The organism is uncultured Tenacibaculum sp. (assembly GCF_947499065.1).
Lineage (GTDB): Bacteria > Bacteroidota > Bacteroidia > Flavobacteriales > Flavobacteriaceae > Polaribacter.
Genome location: NZ_CANMMT010000006.1, coordinates 220,354 through 241,535, shown reverse-complemented (window position 1 = coordinate 241,535; position 21,182 = coordinate 220,354). Strand labels below are relative to the sequence as shown.

The window sequence follows — 21,182 nt, the reverse complement described above, 5'->3', positions numbered from 1 at the left end:
CCTGAGACAATACTCCATGTTCCTCCTACTGGACTTCCTACTAATGTTTTAGTATCGTCCTCACAAATTGCTCCGTTAGCTGTAGTGTTTACAGCAGCTCCTGGATTTGAATTTACTGTAACAACAACAGGTTCTATTTCATAACAACCTGTCACAGACTCTAATTTTATATAATACGTTCCACTTGTAGTAATAGCATTAGGGCTAGCTAATACATTCGTTGCTGTTGCATTTGTCCAATAAGTATATGTTCCTCCAGCTGCCGGTGTACTCCCCGCAGTAATTGCACTAGCTGTTATATCTACAGTAGCTGGACTACAAACCGCTGCTGGATTAGTTATTACCAAATTAGGGACAGCATTTGTGTTACTTGTAGCACTAGTACCTAATCCTTGTCCTTGATCACCTCCTACATCTCCCGCGCCTCCAGAATTTACATAAAGAGGGACTCCATTAGCATCAACTCCACCCGTTATTCTCCCACTTGACAAATTAGTTATATCAACATTTTCATCCCCTTCTACAGCATCAAAACACCCATCATTATCCGAATCTGTATCTAAATAATTAGGAACCCCATCATTATCCGTGTCCAAGAAACATGATAACTGACTAAAAGGTATAGTTTGTCTAGATATAGAAGGGCCTTGATATTCTACTGACAGAGACTCTGCTCCTGTTCTTTCATAGAACAAAACCTCAAACTCATATACTCCTACATTAAGATTTATTTGACCACTTCTTGTTCGAGAACCATGAGGTCCATCATTATCTACTACTTCAGTTCCATCAACAAACAACTTAGACCCATCATCCGAAGTAGTATAAAATGTATAAAGTCCACTTGTATTAATTGTTATAAATGCTTTATAACGCACACTAAATCTCTCATCATCACCAGGTGTATGAGTGCCCCATAAATTATCTACATTAAAATTTGAAATAGTACCCGTTGCTAAAGCACCTGATGTAGGTATATCATCTACAGTATCTGTTGCCGGATAAGAGTCATAAAATTCATAACTAACACTACCTACACAATTGTTCTCTACAGTATCTAAAATTCCATCATTATCATCATCTAAATCACAAAAATCTGCGACCCCATCAGAATCCGTATCAACTATTGTAACCGTTATAGAAACTGAATAACTTTCTACACACAAAGGATCTTGACCTGCACTATCCTGCCCTATCAAATTCCATGTACCTAAAGGACTATTTCCTATATAATTAGATAAGCTACCATCAGGCAAAAAAGTGCCTGTAACTGGAGTTCCTGAGGGAGCACCTACTGCTGAATCATCAAAAATCGTTGTTACTGTACCTATATTAGCTCCTCCTGACCATGTATTTAAAGGAGCTAAAACTTCTGTTCCCCCACTTGGAGCGGAAATACTAAATCTAGTTTCTCCATGAAAAGAATTCCCTCCATTAGGAAATGCACATGAACCATCTGTTTTCGTCCAAGTTATACTTACATTAACATCTTCTATAACAATATTACAGTTCCCAGGAAAGTCTGAAGCTAAGAAAGTAATACCTGGTAATGTAGTAGTTGTTCCATCTATACTAACTGTTGGGCCTGAATAAGACTTAGTTATCGTTTGTGTTTGACCAAAAGTACTATTTACTAACAAAAAAAATAAAAACACAAAAAACAGGGGTCCATTCTTTGAAGTGTCGGGGTAATTTTTCCTCATATTATTATATATATTATCCTTATCCCAAATAAAATTTGGGAATTTTAATCTTTTTTATAAAATGTTTGAGAATTTTTAAATCCCCAAGACTAACAATATCAACACTTTAAAATATTAATACTAATAGTTTGGGGGGACAACTGTAAGTAGTGCAAAGATAATTATAAATACTACTTTTCAAATTTTTAGATACTTTTTTTTACAAAAAGTCACATTATAGAAAAAACAAATAACAAATTAAATTTCAATAAGAAAACAAAATAAAAAGCTCTCTTTTTAAAACCATGTAAGTTAATATTTTTCTAAATATAGGGGTTTTTATTTAAAAAACAAAAAAAAGCCTTAAAAAGGCTTATTTAAAGTTTTAGACTATTTCTAATTTTTTCGATTGCAAAATCTATATCTTGTATCGTTGTCAACTTACTAAACGAAAATCTAACTGATGTTTTTTTTGATTCTTCTTCCGATAAAAAAGCACTCAAAACATGCGAACCTTTACTTGCTCCACTCTGACAAGCACTCCCTCCAGAAACTGCAACTCCAGCCAAATCCAAATTAAACAACAACATCTTTTCATTCACCGGAAAGCGCACATTTAATATTGTATAACTACTCTTTTTCAAATCCGAAGACTCACCATTAAACTCTACTCCTTTAAAATAAGTTTTTAACTCACCTGCCAAATAACTCTTCACCTCTTCTATAGACCTCTTATCACCTTCAAGACCTTCACACGAAATACTCAAAGCCTTCTCCATACCTAAAATAGCATGCACATTCTCCGTACTTGACCTCACTCCTTTTTCCTGATTACCTCCGTGCAACATTGGCTTTAAAGGAACTCCTTTTTTTACATACATAAACCCTACACCTTTAGGGCCGTGAAATTTATGAGCACTTGCTGCAATAAAATCTATCGGTGTTTTTTTTAAATCAATTTTATAATGCCCAATTGCTTGAACCGTATCTGAATGAAAATACGCTTGATATTTTTCACACAACAAAACCACATCATTTACAGGCAGTAAATTCCCTATTTCATTATTAACATACATTAAACTCACCAAAGTTTTTTCCTTAGACCTTTTTAAAATTTCTTCCAATCCACTTAAGGAAATATTCCCCCTTTCATCTACATCAACATAATCCACCTCTATATTATAGCTTTTCTGTAAATACTCAACTGTATGCAACACTGCATGATGCTCTATTTTAGAAGTCACAATTCTAGTCACACCTATATTCAGAACAGCATTATACAAAACTAAGTTATCAGCTTCAGTTCCTCCTGCCGTAAAATAAATTTCATTTGATGAAACATTAAATTCTTTCGCTATATTTTTTCTAGCCGTTTCTACAGCTGCTTTTGCTTTTCTTCCAAACTGATGAGTAGACGATGGATTACCAAAATTCCCCATCATTGATTGCTTTACAACCTCCACAACCTCTGGCAACATTGGGGTTGTTGCCGCATTATCTAAATAAACATTTTTCATTTTGCAAAACTACAATTAATTCACATTTTTATATATGTATACTTCTGTGGCCCCTTGCCCATATTTTTGATACGAAGCATCATAATACCGTACATTATAATTATTCAACAAATACTGTAATTCACTTTTCAAAACACCTTCTCCAACACCGTGAATCAACACCAATTTTGATATTCCTTTTGACACACAATACTCTAACTTTTGTTTTGCTAACTGAATTTGCTTTGACAAAATATCGTATTTATCCATTCCTCTAACCGACTTTACAATCTTCTCAATATGTAAATCAACCTCCATAACTACTTCATTTTTATCTTTAACAAAAGACGATTTCTTGTTTTTTGTTTTCTGATTAATTTTTGCTTTCAATAACGGATTATTTATATCAATATATTTACTCAACTCATTTTGATCCTCTTCAACTTTAACCAATTCAGAAGCTAAAAAACAATACTCCATACCTTCATCATCTTTAATAAAAAAGTTGTCTCCTTCTTTTTTTATTACGAATCCTCTAATATCAGCATCCAAAACCGCCACTTTATTACCTATTTCTAAACACATTCTTAACCTTTACTTAATTCTACAAAAGAGCTTTACAGTGTATTTTTGCACATAATTCTATTTTACAAAAGAACTGTAAATAAATGATAAAGACTAAAAATATTAGTACAAAAACTTTCTTTGAAGAAGCCCGAAAAGAAACTATTATTAATAATGATCGCTTAAATTTAATTGATGACATCGCTCATACTATTATTGATGAGTTTAATGATAGAGAAAAGATTAATTTAAATTTTATTTGTACTCATAATTCAAGAAGAAGTCAACTAGCTCAAGTTTGGAGCTTTTACGCTATAGAATACTTTAATTTAAACAATATTTTTACTTATTCTGGCGGTACAGAAATTACCGCTTTCCATAGAAATACTGTAAAATGCCTTCAAAAAACCGGCTTCAACTTTAACATCATAGATTTTTCACATCAGAACCCTCGTTATTTAATTTCTTTTCAAGGAACAAAAAAATCTATTTTAGGTTTTTCAAAGACATACGACCATTCAAGCAACAGCTTTCCCTATATAGCAATTACAACTTGTGATAGCGCTGATGAAAACTGTCCTTTTATTCCTGATGCCATCTCTAGATTTCACCTTCCTTTCACCGACCCTAAAATTTCTGATAACACAGATTTAATGGAAGAAACTTACTTAAACATAAGTAAACAAATTGCAGGTGAGGTATTTTATATTTTTGAAACTATAAAAAACCATTTATAATTTAGACTTCGGTATTTTTATCATACGGAATACTCTTTAACACATGGTTAATCACATTAATACGAGCTATAGTTTTCCTATTAGCTCGTATCACTTTCCAAGGTGATATTTTTGTATTTGTTTTAGAAAACATCGCTCTCTTATACTCAGTATAATCATCCCACAACTCCTGCGCTCTCATATCTACAGGTGTCATTTTCCATTGTTTTAAAGGATTGTTTTTAATATCTCTAAACCTTTTTGCCTGCTCTTTTTTATTAATTGACATATATATTTTCACCAATCTAATACCTGACTCTAAAATCATTCTTTCAAAATCATTTACTTGATTCATAAAAATTTGATATTGCTCTTGAGTACAAAAACCATTCACAGGCTCCACCACCGCTCTATTATACCAACTACGATCAAAAAACACTATTTCTCCTGCTTTTGGAAACTGCTCTACATAACGTTGAAAATACCATTGAGACTTCTGATCTTCATTAGGTTTTGGCAAGGCAACAATCCTCATATGCCTTGGATTAATTCGTTCTGTAATTCTACGTATTGCCCCTCCTTTTCCAGCAGCATCTCTTCCTTCAAAAAGAACAATGATTCGTTCATTATTATCTATTGCCCACGTTTGCAAACGAATTAATTCTACTTGTAATTTTTTTAATTTTCGCTCATAATCAACGTAACGTAATGCACGTTCCAAATTAAAAGGTTTTGACAACACTGCCTTCAACCCTCTATTCGTATTTAACTTATCTACATCTTTTTGTGTTAACTTTTCCATATTTTAATCTAAATGATTTGCTGAACGATAATAACGCATTACTATATTAGGATCTGGATTTGATACCGTTTTAGACTCCTCTTCTTCTTCATAATTAAACTGAGCCAAAACGTGTCGTATACACTCAACTCTCGCCTTCTTTTTATCATTTGTTTTTACAACTATCCAAGGACTGTATGTTGTATGTGTTTTACTAAACATCTCATTTTTGTAATAAGTATATTTATCCCATAACTCTTGACCTTTTTTATCTACTGGACTAAACTTCCATCTTTTCAAAGGATTATCATTTCGTGCATCAAACCTACGTAATTGTTCATCTTTTGATATAGACAACCAAAACTTTATAATTATAACTCCATCTTCATATAGCATATGTTCAAACTCTGGAACTTGCACTAAAAAAGTTTTATACTGCTCTTTAGTACAAAAACCCATTACTGGTTCTACAACCGCTCTATTATACCAACTACGATCAAAAAAAACAATCTCTCCTGGGTTAGGCAATTCTTTAATATACCTTTGAAAGTACCACTGCCCTTTTTCTACATCTGTTGGCTTATTTAAAGCCACTAGGCGCATAGACCTTGGATTCAAATGCTCCATAAAACGACGGATACTTCCTCCTTTACCTGCTGCATCTCTTCCTTCAAAAATAACAGCTACTCGTTTGTTATTTTTTGCTATCCATTGTTGTAATTTCACCAATTCCACCTGAAGTTCTTTTAACTCTTTCTCATAAGCTAACTTAACTTCTATTTTATCTATAGAAATTTTCTTCTTTTTAATCACTTTCAACAACTCTTCATTTGTTGAAACACTTTCAAAATCAGCAAGTGTAAGTTTCGCCTTTTCCTTCATTAAAAAACTATTATAATTATGAATAATTTAACCCTTGTTTTGCTAAAATAAAACGATATTAGCAGTTATGAAAAAAATTAGCTTCTTTTTATTTACCTTAGCTTCAATTAATTTCTATTCTCAAAGAAAATACTCTAAGGAATTTAGTTTTCTTAATGACAACGACCTATTTATCTCAACATCACAAGACAGGTATTATACTAATGGAATGTTTTTTACCTACAGATATCTTAGTAAAAAGGAAAATAAAAAACTTGTAAAAAAGTCATATGAAATTCAATTAGGACATCACATGTACACCCCTTACAAAGCTACGGTTCAACAACACATGAATCATGACCGTCCATTTGCAGGCTACCTATTTGGTAGTTTTGGTATTAATCGTTTTTATAAAAACGAATCTATTCTAAAAACTTCAATTCAAACAGGAATTATTGGTCCTTCTGCTCTTAGCAAGGACCTTCAAGATTTTATTCATGATATTTATGGCTACAGAAAAGCTATTGGATGGAAATATCAAATTGCCGATGCTTTTGCTTTAAACCTTTCTGGAAGTTATATAAAAAAATTAGTGATTGATAAATCAAGTACATTAGATATTAACTGGATAAATAATGCCAGATTAGGAACGGTTTATACAGACTTTTCTAGTGGTTTGTTATTACGAATTGGCTTAAAACCTTTACAAAAAATCACAAATTCTATCATTTTTAACGCCAACCTTAATAATGACAAAACTGGTTCTAATAACGAAGTTGAATCTTTTCTTTTTATCAAACCAATGTTAACTTACGCTATTTACGATGCTTCTATTCAAGGTAGTTTTCTTAATAACAATAGCCCTATTACATTTGAACTTGAACCTCTTAGGTTTACAAACGAAATAGGAATACGCTTTACCCTTAATCGTTTTAACTTTGGATACTCAGTCCATTTTCACACAAAAAAACTAAAAAGCATTAGAGTTCCGAAGGGTAATTTTTATGGTTCGATACAGTTAAATTATCAGTTTAACTAATCATTTTTAACTATTAAAAAAATAATTTTTAAAATCATCAAATTAAGATATATTTGTAAATCTAATAAACAGAAACTATACTAAATGAAATTTATCGTATCTAGCTCTCAATTATTAAAACAACTACAAGTTTTAGGAGGAGTTATAAATAGCAATAACACATTACCTATTTTAGACAACTTCTTGTTTGAACTAAATGAAAACGAACTTAAAGTATCGTCGTCTGATCTTGAAACTACTATGACTTCTGTTGTTGAAGTTGAAAGTACTGACACTGGTGCTATTGCCATTAATGCTCGTTTATTACTAGATACTTTAAAAACATTTCCTGAACAGCCTTTAACTTTTAAAGCTGAAGGAGATAGTACAATTGAGATTATTTCTGAGCAAGGTAAATACGACATGGCTTACTTTAGTGGAGAAGAATTCCCTAAAGCTGTTGAATTACCTTCTCCTAGCAGCACTGAGATTCCTTCTCATATTTTAGCTACTGCGATTTCTAAAACAATATTTGCTGCTGGTAACGATGATTTAAGACCCGTAATGAGTGGTGTCTTTTTTCAATTCAATTCAAAAGAACTAACTTTTGTTGCTACAGATGCTCACAAATTAGTAAAATACACCCGTACTGATGTTACTGCTGATAAATCTGCAGAATTCATCATGCCTAAAAAACCTTTAAACTTATTAAAAGGAATTTTAGGAGGTTCAGAAAACAATGTTGTTATTGAATACAATGAGACTAATGCAAAATTTACTTTTGAAAATGCTGTTTTAGTTTGTAGATTAATTGACGGTAAATACCCTAACTATGAAGCTGTAATTCCTAAAGAAAACCCAAATAAACTTACTGTTGATAGGGCTTCTTTCTTAAATTCAGTTCGTCGTGTTTCTATTTTCTCAAGTAAAACTACACATCAGATTCGATTAAAAATGGCTGGAACTGAGTTAAATATTTCTGCTGAAGATTTAGATTACTCAAATAAAGCTGACGAGCGTTTAAATTGCGATTACCAAGGTGATGATATGCAAATTGGTTTTAACTCTCGTTTTTTAAGTGAAATGTTAAACAACTTAAACTCTAACGATGTTTTAATTGAAATGAGTTTACCAAATAGAGCTGGTATTTTAACTCCAATTGACGGTACTGAAGAAGGAGAATTAGTTACCATGCTAGTTATGCCTGTAATGCTTAACGGATAAGACATTAAAAATCATATAAATAAAAAAGCCACAAATAAATTTGTGGCTTTTTTATTTATCACCTATATCTTTATTATACCATAAAGAAACTAAATAGCACAACTATATTTTCTTCTTTTTCAGAAGCCTTTACGCCTTACGGCTGTTAATTCTTTTATAATAGCTTCCAAACTATTTTTAATAGTTATTTTTTGATAATGCCCCATTCCTACTTCTGCTAATTTTTTTAATTGTTTTTCATTTGCAATTCTTTTACCAAATCCAAAAACAGAAAGCACTATGTTTTCTTTAGCCCCTTGTTTTACTTGATTAAAACTTTTTTCAGTTAATGCAAAGCCCCCATCCGTAGCTAATATAATCCTGTTATTACCATTAGTAATAAATTTTGAACGTCCTATTTCAAAAGCCAAATCTAAACCTTTTGCAGCGTTTGTTTTTCCGTTAGAACTTAGCTTTTCAAGTAAAGCTATTGACTTTGAATCTGTAAAAGAAACATCGGTCATAATAGCCTTAGCATCATTAGAATATATCACTACCGATAATCGATCATTTTTTCTTAAATGCAAGGATAGTTGCTTTACTGAACTTTTAATCAATGGTAATTTTGTGTAATGATTCATGCTACGAGATACATCTAACAACAACACTGTATGATTAAAAGCATATGATTCTATAAATAAATTTTCAATTGTTGGTGTTGGTTGGTTTGGCTGTGGCTCCATATCATACCATCCAAAATCAATTATTTTATGCAGCAAAAATTGCGGCGCTACTTTCATATATTTCGTTTCAGTACTAGAAGTAGCAAAGTTATTGTAGTAAGCAATAGCACTATTTAAATCATAATATACATAATTGTATAACCTACTAATATCTCTTTTTTTGTTTTTATTATTAGACAAACAGCTGCTACAACTTATTCCTTTCATAAATTTTCTTAAAACTTTTCCAAACATATCATAATCATCATGTATTGAATGTACAGTTTCATAAGTATGCGTATTAATACCTTGTAGATTTCTATTTCTGTTGTTTTTTAATTGGTTTAACAGTTTACTTAAACCAACAGTATCTACTAATTTAGTTGACGAAACATCTTGCGTTCTAATTTTTTTCAAGTATAAACGAGCAGTATCTATAGCCATTTGCATTTTCTTGGCACTTATTAACCAAGAATTATTACTTGTAACTGGAAAGTATTTTCTATACACATTATGCACTAAATTTTCAAACTCATAATTTAATTTACGTATTACCCCTTCAGTATTATTAAGCTTAGCTAAATTTAAATAAACACTATTAATTATTTTTTGATTATTAGATACAAGAGGAGCATCTTTAGTTAAATCATATATGTTTTTATGAATTACAGCAAAATTTTCAATATTATTTTTAATCGAATCAAATAATGATATTATTTTAGAGCGGTCAATTATTGGAATATTTTCCTGTAGTAATCTTGCCTCTTTCAATAAAGATTCTTTTTTCTTCAAATCATAAGAAAACATTTTAGCTGGTTTATTAAACCTAGGAACTCTTAATTGATATTTTGACGTTTTTTGAGAAGAAGGTTTATAACTTTTGGCTACTTTCCTATTAAGATTTTGGTTAAAAGCTAAATAGTTAAGTAATTTACGACCATGTCCGCTTTTTTTAGCTATAAAATTCAAGTAGTCTATATGTACATTGAGTGTATTAGCTAATAAAGCCTGATTCGGTTTTTCTTTTTGTTGAGCAAAAGACGAAAAACAACAAAGTAAAATAGTTAATAGTAAGCTAATAATTCTCATGAAAGATAAAAAGAGTAAATGAGTCCAATTTTTTGTTAAAATTACAAAAAACTATCTTTAACCTCACGAATTTCAATTCATTTAGCTTTACATCCCCTAATATTTCAGAAACTCATTAATTTAAACTCTATCGATGTTTTAATTGAAATGAGTTTAACAAGTAGAATAAGTATTTTAACTCCATTTTACAGTACTGAAGAAGGAGAATTAGTTACTATAGTAACTACACCTATAACTCTGAACAGATAAGACATTCAAATCTAAGACATTACAAAGTCACAAATTTACTTTTACAGCTTTTCCTTTTTAACTCCATAAAATCAAACAGTTACATTTATTAACATCTTTCCCTTTCAAAAATGATAAATAATTGTAAATTTACCTCTTTCAAACTTTTCATATTATAATGGGTAGAATAATAGCAATTGCAAATCAAAAAGGTGGAGTGGGTAAAACTACTACTACTGTAAACTTAGCAGCATCATTAGGTGTTTTAGAAAATAAAGTATTGTTAATTGACGCCGATCCCCAGGCGAATGCTACTTCTGGTTTAGGCTTAGATGTTGAAAGTGTTGAATTGGGTACATATCAGGTTTTAGAACATGCTATTCCTGTAAAAGATACTATTTTAAAGACAGATTCTCCTAATGTTGATTTAATCCCTGCACATATTGACTTAGTTGCTATTGAAATTGAATTAGTAGACAAACAAGAAAGAGAATACATGCTTAAAAAAGCATTAGAAGAAGTTAAAGACGATTATGATTACATCTTAATTGACTGTGCTCCTTCTTTAGGTTTAATTACATTAAATTCGCTAGTATCTGCTGATTCTGTAATTATTCCTATTCAATGTGAATATTTTGCATTAGAAGGTTTAGGAAAATTATTAAACACTATTAAAAGTGTTCAAAAAATACACAATCCTGATTTAGATATTGAAGGATTATTATTAACGATGTTTGATTCTCGCTTAAGACTTTCTAATCAAGTAGTTGAAGAGGTTAAAAAACACTTCAGCTCTATGGTATTTGAAACAATAGTACATAGAAATATTCGTTTAAGTGAAGCACCTAGTTATGGTGAAAGTATAATTTCATACGATGCTACGAGTAAAGGTGCGGTAAATTACTTAAATTTGGCGAACGAAATTATAAACAAAAACGCATAATTATTGTAGATGGCAAAAGCAACAAAAAAACAGGCTTTAGGTAGAGGTTTATCAGCCTTATTAAAAGAAACTGCGGAAGTAAATTCGGCAGAAGATAAAAACGCAGATAAACTAGTAGGTACAATTGTTGAATTAGATATTAATTCGATAGATGTAAATCCATATCAACCTAGAACTTATTTTGATGAAGAGGCCTTACAAGAATTAGCAAATTCGATTAAAGAACTTGGTGTAATACAACCCATTACAGTTCGTAAATTATCTAGTGATAAATTTCAATTAGTTTCTGGAGAACGTAGATTTAGAGCTTCTAAATTGATAGGGAACAAAACTGTTCCTGCTTATATCCGTTTAGCTAACGATCAAGAAATGCTAGAAATGGCATTAGTTGAAAATATTCAACGTAAAAATCTTGACCCTATTGAAGTTGCACTTTCATATCAACGATTAATTGATGAAATTCAATTAACTCAAGAAGAATTAAGTACTCGTGTAGGTAAAAAACGTTCTACTGTTACAAACTATTTACGTTTATTAAAGCTTGACCCTATTATCCAAACAGGAATGCGTGATGGTTTTATTTCTATGGGGCATGGTAGAGCACTTATCAATGTTGACAGTAATTCTGATCAGTTAAATATTTACGAAAAAATAGTTCGTGAAAAATTATCTGTTCGTCAAACAGAAGAATTGGTTAAGAACTTAAAAGCTGGAAAAGTTGCTAAAGCTAGTAAAAAGAAGGCTTTACCTAGCTTTGTTACTGACAGTGTGAAAGAAATTAGCGATTATTTTGGTCATAAAATTGATGTTAGTGTAAATAATCGTGGAAAAGGAAAAATATCTATTCCTTTTCATTCTGAAGAAGATTTTAATCGAATTAAAAACCTTTTAAAGTAATTGAACATTCGACTTATCATATTCGTTTTTTTGTGTGTTTCTTTTAGTCAAACTTCATTTGCTCAAAAAGATTCAACAGCTATAAGAGCCAAACAATTACAAATAGGTAGCGATAAATACAATCCTTTATCACCTTCAAAAGCAGCTTTTTATTCAGCTATTTTTCCTGGAGGTGGTCAAATTTATAACAAAAAATATTGGAAAGCCCCTATTGTTTGGGCTGCCATAGGAGCTAGTGTTTACTTTTACGTTGACAATAGTAATGAATACGATCGTTTTAGAACCGCTTTTAAACTTCGTAGCCAAGGACTTCCTGATGAATTTGATGGATTAAATGGAAATCCAAGTATTTCAACAACTGGTTTAGAAAATGCACAAAAAACATTGCGTAAAAACAGAGACCTCTCTCTTTTAACTGGTGTTTTACTATATGTTTTACAAATTGTAGAAGCTAGTGTTAATGCTCATTTATTGCAATTTGACACAGACGATAGTTTATCTATAAATCCTACAATTCAACCAGATCCTATGCTTATTGAAGCCCCAAAAGTTGGTTTAACTTTAAAATATTCTTTTTAAAATGAAAATAGCCTTACTTGGTTATGGTAGAATGGGTAAAGAAATTGAAAAAATTGCTTTACAAAGAGGTCATGAAATAGTAATCAAAACTTCTGGAAAAGAAGATTATAACATTTCCGATGCTGATGTTGCTATTGATTTTAGTATACCTTCTTCTGCATTTAACAATATAACAAACTGTATTAACAATAAAATACCTGTAGTTTCTGGAACAACTGGTTGGTTAGAACACTATAATTCTGTTGTTGAATTGTGTAATGAAAAAAAAGGAGCCTTTATTTACGCTTCAAACTTTAGCTTAGGCGTTAATGTTTTTTTTGAGTTAAACAAACAGCTTTCTAAAATGATGAATACATTAAATCAATATAATGTTTCTATTGAGGAAATTCATCACACTAAAAAATTAGACGCTCCAAGTGGAACTGCGATTACTCTTGCTGAAGGAATTATTGAAAATTCGGACAAAACAGCTTGGGAGTTAGATAAAAAAACATCGGAAAATAATATTTCTATTTCTGCTATTCGAACACCAGAAGTTCCTGGCACACATACAGTAACTTATAACTCAGAAATTGACACTATAGATATAAAACACACCGCTCATAACAGACAAGGCTTTGCCTTAGGTGCTGTTGTAGCTGCTGAATGGTTAATTTCTAAAACTGGAGTTTATACAATGAGAGATGTGTTAAACTTAGGTTAATTAGGTAACAAATAGAGAAAAAAGACACTAATACTATTGAATTTTATTCCTTTTTAAGGGAAACCAAAATATATACATTATGACATTTACTGAATGGTTTATATTCTTCTTAATACTTCAAGTAATTCATTTTTTAGGAACTTGGAAACTTTATGTTAGAGCTGGAAGACAAGCATGGGAAGCTGCTATTCCTGTTTACAATGCTATAATTTTAATGCAAATTATAAACAGACCTAAATGGTGGGTCATTTTGTTATTCTTTCCTATTGTAAATTTGTTAATGTTCCCAATTATATGGGTAGAAACTTGTAGAAGTTTTGGTTTTAATCAACGAAAAGATACTATTCTAGTTATCTTAACTTTAGGATTATATATTTACTATATAAATTATGCTACCGAAGCTAAATATATCGAAAATAGAAGCTTAGAACCTAGGTCTGAATTGGGTGAATGGGTTAGCTCTATTTCTTTTGCGATTATTGCTGCTACTTTAGTGCACACATATTTTATGCAACCATATACAATCCCTACTTCTTCTTTAGAGAAAACACTATTAGTTGGGGATTATTTATTTGTAAGTAAGTTTCACTACGGAGCTCGTGTGCCAAATACTGTTGTTGCCGCACCAATGGCTCATGATACTATACCTGGTTTAGGTGTAAAATCTTATTTATCTAATGATAAAAATGAAGATAGTTTTTTAAACAAACTTTCATTACCATACATGCGTTTACCTGGTTTTCAAAAAATTAAACGCAATGATATTGTTGTATTTAGCTGGCCTTCGGATACGTTAGCTTTAATGTGGGGAGATAGATCTGGAAAGCCGACATACAAACCAATTGACAAAAGAACAAACTATGTAAAAAGAGCTACTGGTATACCAGGAGACACCTTAGAAGTTAGAGATGGTTATGTGTACATTAATGGTAAAAAAACTGTATTACCAGACAGAGCTAAACCACAGTGGTATTTTAAAGTTGATACAGACGGTAAAGAATTACCTATGAGTGTTATAAGAGAATATAACAAAAACGGAGAAGGTAAAATGTCTAATGATCGTGCATTTTATTACTTCAACCTAACTGATGATGAAGCAGCTTCTTTATCTAAAAATCCACTTATAAAAAAGGTTTCTAAAGACATACACCCAAAAGGTTATTACAACAAATCTGTTTTCCCTCACAGCCCAAAATATGCTTGGTCTGGTGACAACTTCGGACCTATTTATATTCCTAAAAAAGGCGCTACAGTCGAATTGAATGAAAATACAATTCCTTTTTACGAACAAATTATTAGAAGATACGAAAACAACGATTTAACAATATTCGGAAATAATATTTATATCAACGGTAAAAAAGCCAAAACATATACTTTTAAACAAGATTATTACTGGATGATGGGAGACAATCGTCAGAACTCATTAGATGCTAGAAATTGGGGATATGTACCAATTGACCACGTTGTTGGTAAACCTGTAATGATTTGGTTAAGTTGGGACCCTAATATTTCTATTCTTGACTTTGGTGCTAAAATAAAATCAATACGTTGGGATAGAATGTTTACAACTGTTGGTGGATCTGGTAAACCTACTTCTTATTTATGGGTTGTAGTTCTTTTAATTGCTGGATATACAGTTTATAGTTTCAGAAAAGGTAAAAAGAATAAGTCTTAATGGCATTATTTATTCCAACATACTTTGCTCCTATTTCACAATACGCAGCAATATATCAATCAGACTCGATTTGTTTTGAAATACACGATAATTATCAAAAACAAACATATCGTAATCGTTGTTATATATACGGCGCTAATGGTAGACTTGCCTTAAACGTACCTGTAAAGCATAAAATAAAAGAGGGAAGAAAAAAAACTAAGGATACTTTAGTTGAAAATGATTTTCCTTGGCAATCTCAACATTTTAAATCCTTACAATCAGCTTATCGATCTTCTCCTTATTTTGAGTTTTTTGAAGATGATTTATCAAGAATATTCACTAAAAAGTACACTTTTTTACAAGATGTAAATATTGATTGTCATTTGTTTATTTCTGATGCTTTACAAATAGAAACTTCTTTTTTAAAAACTGAAAATTATAGTTTAACAGCAGAAACTATTGATTATAGAAGTTTAGCTCTTGCTAAAAAAGGCTTAGAAATTGAACTCGACACTTATGTTCAAATGTTTGATGATAAATATGGTTTTATTCCTAATTTATCAATCCTAGACTTACTTTTTATGGAAGGACCAAATGCTATTAGTTTTTTAGAAAAAATTAATGTAAATTTGGGATAACACACTCTTAAATAATATTTTATGTCTTTTTTCCGAAACTTTGTTTTTAATTTTTATGATAAAGTTTCAGAGAATTCTTTTGAAGAATTTAATAGACTAATGCTCTCCAAAAGTTTTTCCAAAGACCATAAACTTGTAGCTTTAAATCAAACTCCTACAAACTTTTATATTTTAAAATCTGGTGTTGTGAGATCTTTTTTAATTGATGAAAAAGGTAAAGAGTACACTAAAACTATATTTGTACCAATAACTACAACAGGTAATTTAGGTGCTTTAATTACAAATACTCCTTCCAATTTAGTTTATGAATGCTTAACCGATTGTGAAGTTTTAGAATGCAATTATCAATCTTTTTATAATTTATCATTAAAACATCATGACCTTTCTATTTTTCACTATAAAGTCCTAGAACATATTTATATGAGAGAAGAAGCAAAAATACTTGAACTATCTATATTAGACGCTTCTCAAAGATATGAAAAGCTTAAAAAAAGACTTCCAAATATTGATAATTTAATCAATCAATATCACATTGCTTCTTATTTAAATATTACTCCTGTTCAATTAAGTCGTATTAAAAAGAATAGTTATAGATAACGCTTTTATTAACATATGTTAATGCGTAAATTTTAAATCTCTTTTATATTCGTAGCGTAATTAACAAGTTACACACTTGAAAAAAAATTCCCCTAATTAATACTTTTTTTTCAATAATCAGACTTATCCCCTTATATAAGTCTGATTTTTTGCGTCTATTTTTTTTATCTCATTATTTTCATTAAATTTAGCTACTCTCAAAAGGGGCTAACTTGTTAATTTATATATTTTTATGAGAACTGATATTGAACAATTTCTTTATCAATTTACCGGTATACCTAGTAATATCATCTCTATTTTTGAAAATCTAGTCACATATTCCGAATTGGAGCCTTTAGATTTTTTAGTAAAAACTAATGAATATCCTACTGATTTTTTCATTATTAAAACAGGAATAGTTAGATCTTATCTTGAAACCGAAACTGGAAAAGAAGCTACCCGAACTTTCTTTACTTCTGGTCAAACTACTGGTGGAGCCTCAGCAATGATGAGAGAAATACCTTCTGAACTCAACTATCAAGCTTTAACAAAAGTAACTGGTTATAGAGGGAGCTTTCATAAATTTAAGGAACTTACTTTGAAACACCATGAGATGAGTACTTTCTATGTAAAAATCTTAGAAGACGCTTATTTAAAGGCTGAAAATATTATTCTTGACATTTCTATGTACACTGCAAAAGAAAGGTATTTAAAATTGAGAAAAAGAATTCCAGGAATAGATAATTTAATTGCTCAAAAACACATCGCTTCATTTCTTAACATTTCTCCTGTTCAATTAAGTAGAATTAAAAAAGCTTTATAAAAAAACTCTTTTTATAAACATATGTTAATCAACAAAATACTAAAACAACTGTATATTTGCCGTCGAAATATTCCCCTTATTTCTTTTTCCCTTATTAAAGACTTATTCCTTTTGTGAATACAGTCTTTTTTTATTTAATAAACCTAGCTACTAAGTTATTTATTTGACTAGATATAGATAATTTAACTACAATAAATATATAAGCTATTATTATTAAAATACTCTTCAAAATAATATTAACTATTGGGTCTAACGGAAAATCGAAAGCTGAGAACTCAGGAACTGAAAAATCCCAAAAATAAAAACCAAAAAACATTACAATAATTATTAAAATCATTTGAAATGTTTTACCTGTATAAGGGAACATTTTTAACTTATTACTTACAAACCATAGCTTAAAAATATTAAAGAATAAAATGGTTAATAAAGTAGCTAATGCTAAACCTTCTGTTCCCATACCTATATAATTATAGAAGAGTTTATTCAAATAAAACACTAGGAAAGCAGACCCTACTCCTATTGGCATTACAATTCTATAAAATTTTGAGTTGGTTATAATTGCACCATTACTTCCTAAAGACATTAAAAACAATTTACCAATAGATATTAATAAAACAACTAAAATTCCTCCTTCACCATAATTCTTATTTGGCATTATTTTAAACAACTCAGTTACATTACAGTTTACCAAAACAAAAAATAACCCTCCAATAACCAATAAATTTATTGAACTTTTTTTATATAAACTTTCTGTTTCCTTCGTATTATTATCATTTATAGATTTAGATGTAAGAGGTTGTAAAATTTGTCCCATTGCTCTACTTGGAGCTTCTATGAATGTTCCTATAAATAATGCAACACCATAATAAGCTGCGGTAGCAAAACCATCTTTTCCTGGTATCATTATTTTATCAATATCTAAAACAATTGCACCTGCACTTCCTGCCAATACTATATAAAATGTGTAACGTAATACTTCTTTAAAGTTATGAGGTAATGTAAACGTTATTTTAGGTCTATATAAGCTAAACGCATATAACATCATTAAAAATGTTCTTATAATGTACGATATAGCCATATAATACAGAAATTCTTGCTTAGTTATTAGCTCAAAATTTACAGCAAATAGCATAATCATTATAGCTACCCTATTGTAAAGCTCCTTTAAAAGATTTCCAAAAACTGATTGCATTTGAACTTTCGCCCATGAATAGAAAACTTCAAAATAAGCACACGCTACAGCAATTACATATATGTATATAGTGTAACTTTCTACAATTTGATTTCCTTCAACATTACTTTTTGAAATATAATCCATAATTTGATTATGAAAGAAATCCCAAAAAAAACCTACTGGTAATGCAACTAGTAAAGGAAGAAATAGTACCGCCCCCAAAAAACTATCTTTTTCTTTTTTAGTCTTATATCCTGAAAAGAATTTAATGATAGTAAAATGAACTCCTAAGGCTATTATTGGTAACAATAAATTAGATGCTGCAAACACATACATTGCCAATCCATAATATTCATCTTTTAAAAATCTTGAATATAAAACTATAGTATTGATTCCTCCTATTAGAAATCCTAAATAGATTATAATAGTATTCCTAAATGATTGTTTAAATACAATTCCCAATTTATTCTTGAATTAGTTTTTTAATTGATTCATATATCTTTTCTCCAACATTATCACCATATAATTTTTCTTCAAAGCTCTTATCAGCTGTTAAGAAATTTTCATATGCTTTAATAATATTAGTATAATTTGTTCCTGCTAACTTAGCATAATTATAATTAACTAGTTCCACCCACTCCGTTTCTTCTCTAGCTACAATACAATGTTTTTTATTAAAAAAAGCTTCTTTTTGTAATCCACCACTATCAGTAACAACTAAACTACAATTTTTTAATAATTCTAGCATGTCAAAATAACCTACTGGTTCTATGAAAGTAATAGCTGGTGTTAAACCATAAAACTCAAGTTTCTTTTTGGTTCTTGGGTGTAAAGGTAACACCACTTTTTTAGACTCATTTATTTTTTCTAAAGCTTGAAAAACCTCTGTTAGCTTCTCTTTATCATCAGTGTTTTCTTGTCGATGAATTGTAGCTAATACAAATTCATCTTTATTTAGTTTCAAATCGCTTATAATAGTCGATTTTTCATTTGAAAACTCACCATAGAACTCTACTGCATCCTTCATTATATCTCCATGTTGCTCTACAGTTATTGGTAAATTATCAAATCCTTCTTTCTTCAAATTTTCTACCGCTACTGCTGTTGGGCAACTTAACAAATTTGAAATTCTATCTGTAACAATTCTATTTACCTCTTCTGGCATTTGCATATTAAAAGAACGCAATCCTGCTTCAATATGCACCACTTTAATATGCATTTTTTTTGCAGCTAAAGCACCTGCTATAGTCGAATTTGTATCACCATATACTACGACAGCTTCTGGTTTTTCTTCTTCTAAAATTTTTTCAATTCCTTCAAGCATTTGACCAGTCATTGCTCCATGGCTTAATCCATTTATACCTAAATTATATTTAGGTTTAGGAATTTTCATTTCATTAAAAAAAACGGCACTCATATTTTCATCAAAATGCTGTCCTGTATGAACAATCACTTCCTCTACTTCATTATACTTCCTTATAACTCTGCTTAAAACTGCTCCTTTTACAAATTGAGGTCGAGCCCCTAATATAGTTACTATTTTTTTCAAGAATTTACTACTTGTTTTAGTATTACTGATAATTGTTTGGTCAATTCTTTTCTATGATATTTTTCTATACCTAAAGAAGGTACTTTCAAATCATTTTGTTTGTACTTTTTATACAAACTTAAGACCACTTGCTTTATTTTTTCTTTTGATTCAAAATCAACTATAGTTCCCGATTGAGTTTTATTTAAAATTTCAGCTAAATCTCCATCTTCTGGACCAATTGCTAAGATAGGACGTTTTGATTGTAAATATTCGAAAATTTTTCCTGTAATAATACCTTTAGCACTAGGCACTTTATTTACTGCCAGCAATAACACCTGAGATTTTCTTTGATATTGCTGTACCTCTTGATGAGGAACATAACTTATTTTAGTTACATTTTGAAATTTATAGTTTTTTAAACTGTTTTCAACTTCATTCGCAATTTTTCCTATTAGCTTTATTTCTAAATCGTTTTTAAAGTCCAAATGTTCTTCTGATAACTCAGATAATGCTTCCCATAATATTTTAGGATTTCTATCTGCATTCATTAAACCTATATGAGTAATTGAAAAACTTTTATCTAATACTATTTCTTTTCCCTCTACTGCATCAATTTCTGTATCATATCCATTAGTAACTACATGAATATTTTTTGAATATTCTTTATAGTTTTCTTTCATCGTTTTCCCTATTACTAAACTAGCATCGGCTTCTTTCAATACTTCCTTTTCTAATTCAAAATGCTTCTTTTTTGCTTTTTCAGTTAAGGGTAATTGATGAAAATAATCTATATCTGTCCATGGGTCACGAAAATCAGCTACCCATTTTATATTTAAATCTTTTTTTAATTGTAATCCTATTAAATGTAAACTATGTGGTGGTCCTGTAGTAATTACCACATCAATAGTATTATTTTTCAAATAGTTTTTTAAATATTTTACTGAAGGCTTTATCCAAAACTTTCTTGCATCTGGAATAAAATAATTAGCTCTGGTATATTGCATTATTTTTCCAAAAAAGGTTGGATTAGGGTTTAAAAAACCTGCACTTGTTTTCGTACTTTTTTTCTTGAAACATGCAAGTATATCATTAGGCTCCCAAATACTTTTCTTTAATAATTCTATATTATTAGGAACATCTTTTTGTAAAGATGAATCTATAATAGGGTAATTAGCCTCATCTACAGTATATATAACTGGCTCAATATTAAAGTTTCGTAAATATTTCACAAACTTCAACCAACGCTGCACTCCAGAACCTCCTGCTGGCACCCAGTAATATGTTATAATTAGTACTTTCAA

Annotated in this window: 20 protein-coding genes; 11 read left to right on the top strand and 9 right to left on the bottom strand. The window is 30.2% G+C overall.

The genetic code is table 11. The features are described 5' to 3' along the window. From Q0958_RS13725 to Q0958_RS13715, 3 genes are all read right to left on the bottom strand, one after another. On the bottom strand, positions 1-1,703 hold a 1,703-nt coding region (locus Q0958_RS13725; protein WP_299124022.1), incomplete at its 3' end, for a PA14 domain-containing protein. Between the two features lie 356 nt (positions 1,704-2,059). After that, the gene (locus Q0958_RS13720) at positions 2,060-3,199 is read right to left on the bottom strand and encodes a cysteine desulfurase family protein (protein WP_299124020.1); all 1,140 of its coding nucleotides are present in this window, start codon (positions 3,197-3,199) and stop codon (positions 2,060-2,062) included. Between the two features lie 15 nt (positions 3,200-3,214). Continuing rightward, the gene (locus Q0958_RS13715) at positions 3,215-3,763 is read right to left on the bottom strand and encodes a Smr/MutS family protein (protein WP_299124018.1); all 549 of its coding nucleotides are present in this window, start codon (positions 3,761-3,763) and stop codon (positions 3,215-3,217) included. An 83-nt stretch (positions 3,764-3,846) separates the two neighbouring features. Between Q0958_RS13715 and Q0958_RS13710 the strand changes: the two genes are divergently transcribed. Continuing rightward, a complete protein-coding gene (locus tag Q0958_RS13710; RefSeq protein ID WP_299124016.1) occupies positions 3,847-4,479 on the top strand; it encodes a hypothetical protein in 633 nt (210 codons plus the stop codon). A gap of 1 nt (position 4,480) precedes the next feature. On the opposite strand, the gene ppk2 (Q0958_RS13705) is transcribed toward Q0958_RS13710, so the two are convergent. Both ppk2 (Q0958_RS13705) and ppk2 (Q0958_RS13700) read right to left on the bottom strand, forming a co-directional pair. Continuing rightward, positions 4,481-5,260, bottom strand: a complete 780-nt coding sequence (ppk2, locus tag Q0958_RS13705) for a polyphosphate kinase 2 (protein ID WP_299124013.1) — start codon at positions 5,258-5,260, stop codon at positions 4,481-4,483. A gap of 3 nt (positions 5,261-5,263) precedes the next feature. Continuing rightward, entirely contained in the window at positions 5,264-6,121 is an 858-nt protein-coding gene (gene ppk2 / locus Q0958_RS13700) for a polyphosphate kinase 2 (RefSeq protein WP_299124011.1), read from the bottom strand. A gap of 67 nt (positions 6,122-6,188) precedes the next feature. Here ppk2 (Q0958_RS13700) and Q0958_RS13695 point away from each other — a divergent pair, with 67 nt between their 5' ends. Next, on the top strand, positions 6,189-7,139 hold the full coding sequence (locus Q0958_RS13695; RefSeq protein ID WP_299124009.1) for a lipid A deacylase LpxR family protein: 951 nt from the start codon (positions 6,189-6,191) through the stop codon (positions 7,137-7,139). A gap of 84 nt (positions 7,140-7,223) precedes the next feature. Next, complete coding sequence (gene dnaN / locus Q0958_RS13690) at positions 7,224-8,342, top strand: DNA polymerase III subunit beta (protein WP_150900774.1); 1,119 nt, start codon at positions 7,224-7,226, stop codon at positions 8,340-8,342. Between the two features lie 119 nt (positions 8,343-8,461). Here dnaN and Q0958_RS13685 read toward each other — a convergent pair whose 3' ends face one another. After that, complete coding sequence (locus Q0958_RS13685; protein WP_299124004.1) at positions 8,462-10,132, bottom strand: VWA domain-containing protein; 1,671 nt, start codon at positions 10,130-10,132, stop codon at positions 8,462-8,464. A 406-nt stretch (positions 10,133-10,538) separates the two neighbouring features. Between Q0958_RS13685 and Q0958_RS13680 the strand changes: the two genes are divergently transcribed. From Q0958_RS13680 to Q0958_RS13645, 8 genes are all read left to right on the top strand, one after another. Beyond that, complete coding sequence (locus Q0958_RS13680) at positions 10,539-11,303, top strand: AAA family ATPase (RefSeq protein WP_272150403.1); 765 nt, start codon at positions 10,539-10,541, stop codon at positions 11,301-11,303. 9 nt (positions 11,304-11,312) lie between these two features. Beyond that, positions 11,313-12,200, top strand: coding sequence for a ParB/RepB/Spo0J family partition protein (locus tag Q0958_RS13675; RefSeq protein ID WP_299124001.1), 888 nt, complete (start codon positions 11,313-11,315; stop codon positions 12,198-12,200). Beyond that, a complete protein-coding gene (locus tag Q0958_RS13670) occupies positions 12,201-12,779 on the top strand; it encodes a DUF5683 domain-containing protein (protein WP_299123999.1) in 579 nt (192 codons plus the stop codon). Position 12,780: 1 nt separating this feature from the next. Continuing rightward, positions 12,781-13,482, top strand: coding sequence for a 4-hydroxy-tetrahydrodipicolinate reductase (dapB, locus tag Q0958_RS13665; protein WP_299123996.1), 702 nt, complete (start codon positions 12,781-12,783; stop codon positions 13,480-13,482). Positions 13,483-13,561: 79 nt separating this feature from the next. Then, a complete protein-coding gene (gene lepB / locus Q0958_RS13660) occupies positions 13,562-15,157 on the top strand; it encodes a signal peptidase I (protein WP_299123994.1) in 1,596 nt (531 codons plus the stop codon). After that, positions 15,157-15,777 carry a WbqC family protein gene (locus Q0958_RS13655; RefSeq protein WP_299123992.1) on the top strand — a complete coding sequence of 207 codons (621 nt, stop codon included), beginning with the start codon at positions 15,157-15,159 and terminating at the stop codon, positions 15,775-15,777. Before lepB ends, Q0958_RS13655 begins: the two co-directional genes overlap by 1 nt. A gap of 21 nt (positions 15,778-15,798) precedes the next feature. Next, complete coding sequence (locus tag Q0958_RS13650) at positions 15,799-16,374, top strand: Crp/Fnr family transcriptional regulator (RefSeq protein ID WP_299123990.1); 576 nt, start codon at positions 15,799-15,801, stop codon at positions 16,372-16,374. A 232-nt stretch (positions 16,375-16,606) separates the two neighbouring features. Further along, positions 16,607-17,176 carry a Crp/Fnr family transcriptional regulator gene (locus Q0958_RS13645; RefSeq protein WP_299123988.1) on the top strand — a complete coding sequence of 190 codons (570 nt, stop codon included), beginning with the start codon at positions 16,607-16,609 and terminating at the stop codon, positions 17,174-17,176. 130 nt (positions 17,177-17,306) lie between these two features. Here the strand turns inward: Q0958_RS13645 and Q0958_RS13640 are convergent, their stop codons facing one another. The 3 genes from Q0958_RS13640 to Q0958_RS13630 are packed head-to-tail and all read right to left on the bottom strand — an operon-like array spanning position 17,307 to position 21,182. Continuing rightward, positions 17,307-18,812: an oligosaccharide flippase family protein gene (locus Q0958_RS13640; protein WP_299123986.1), complete on the bottom strand. Its 1,506-nt coding sequence runs from the start codon at positions 18,810-18,812 to the stop codon at positions 17,307-17,309. A gap of 1 nt (position 18,813) precedes the next feature. After that, the gene (wecB, locus tag Q0958_RS13635) at positions 18,814-19,899 is read right to left on the bottom strand and encodes a UDP-N-acetylglucosamine 2-epimerase (non-hydrolyzing) (RefSeq protein WP_299123984.1); all 1,086 of its coding nucleotides are present in this window, start codon (positions 19,897-19,899) and stop codon (positions 18,814-18,816) included. Then, positions 19,896-21,182 (bottom strand): glycosyltransferase family 4 protein, encoded by a 1,287-nt coding sequence (locus tag Q0958_RS13630; protein ID WP_299123981.1) that lies wholly within the window; start codon positions 21,180-21,182, stop codon positions 19,896-19,898. The genes wecB and Q0958_RS13630 overlap by 4 nt, the downstream gene beginning before the upstream one ends.

Excerpts from the sequence above, each read along its gene's own strand:
- Q0958_RS13720 (WP_299124020.1), bottom strand. The coding sequence starts at position 3,199 with ATGAAAAATGTTTATTTAGATAATGCGGCAACAACCCCAATGTTGCCA.
- Q0958_RS13645 (WP_299123988.1), top strand. The coding sequence starts at position 16,607 with ATGAGAACTGATATTGAACAATTTCTTTATCAATTTACCGGTATACCT.
- Q0958_RS13710 (WP_299124016.1), top strand. The coding sequence starts at position 3,847 with ATGATAAAGACTAAAAATATTAGTACAAAAACTTTCTTTGAAGAAGCC.
- ppk2 (WP_299124011.1), bottom strand. The coding sequence starts at position 6,121 with ATGAAGGAAAAGGCGAAACTTACACTTGCTGATTTTGAAAGTGTTTCA.
- ppk2 (WP_299124013.1), bottom strand. The coding sequence starts at position 5,260 with ATGGAAAAGTTAACACAAAAAGATGTAGATAAGTTAAATACGAATAGA.
- lepB (WP_299123994.1), top strand. The coding sequence starts at position 13,562 with ATGACATTTACTGAATGGTTTATATTCTTCTTAATACTTCAAGTAATT.
- Q0958_RS13655 (WP_299123992.1), top strand. The coding sequence starts at position 15,157 with ATGGCATTATTTATTCCAACATACTTTGCTCCTATTTCACAATACGCA.
- dapB (WP_299123996.1), top strand. The coding sequence starts at position 12,781 with ATGAAAATAGCCTTACTTGGTTATGGTAGAATGGGTAAAGAAATTGAA.
- Q0958_RS13695 (WP_299124009.1), top strand. The coding sequence starts at position 6,189 with ATGAAAAAAATTAGCTTCTTTTTATTTACCTTAGCTTCAATTAATTTC.
- Q0958_RS13715 (WP_299124018.1), bottom strand. The coding sequence starts at position 3,763 with ATGTGTTTAGAAATAGGTAATAAAGTGGCGGTTTTGGATGCTGATATT.
- dnaN (WP_150900774.1), top strand. The coding sequence starts at position 7,224 with ATGAAATTTATCGTATCTAGCTCTCAATTATTAAAACAACTACAAGTT.
- Q0958_RS13675 (WP_299124001.1), top strand. The coding sequence starts at position 11,313 with ATGGCAAAAGCAACAAAAAAACAGGCTTTAGGTAGAGGTTTATCAGCC.
- Q0958_RS13685 (WP_299124004.1), bottom strand. The coding sequence starts at position 10,132 with ATGAGAATTATTAGCTTACTATTAACTATTTTACTTTGTTGTTTTTCG.
- Q0958_RS13650 (WP_299123990.1), top strand. The coding sequence starts at position 15,799 with ATGTCTTTTTTCCGAAACTTTGTTTTTAATTTTTATGATAAAGTTTCA.
- Q0958_RS13680 (WP_272150403.1), top strand. The coding sequence starts at position 10,539 with ATGGGTAGAATAATAGCAATTGCAAATCAAAAAGGTGGAGTGGGTAAA.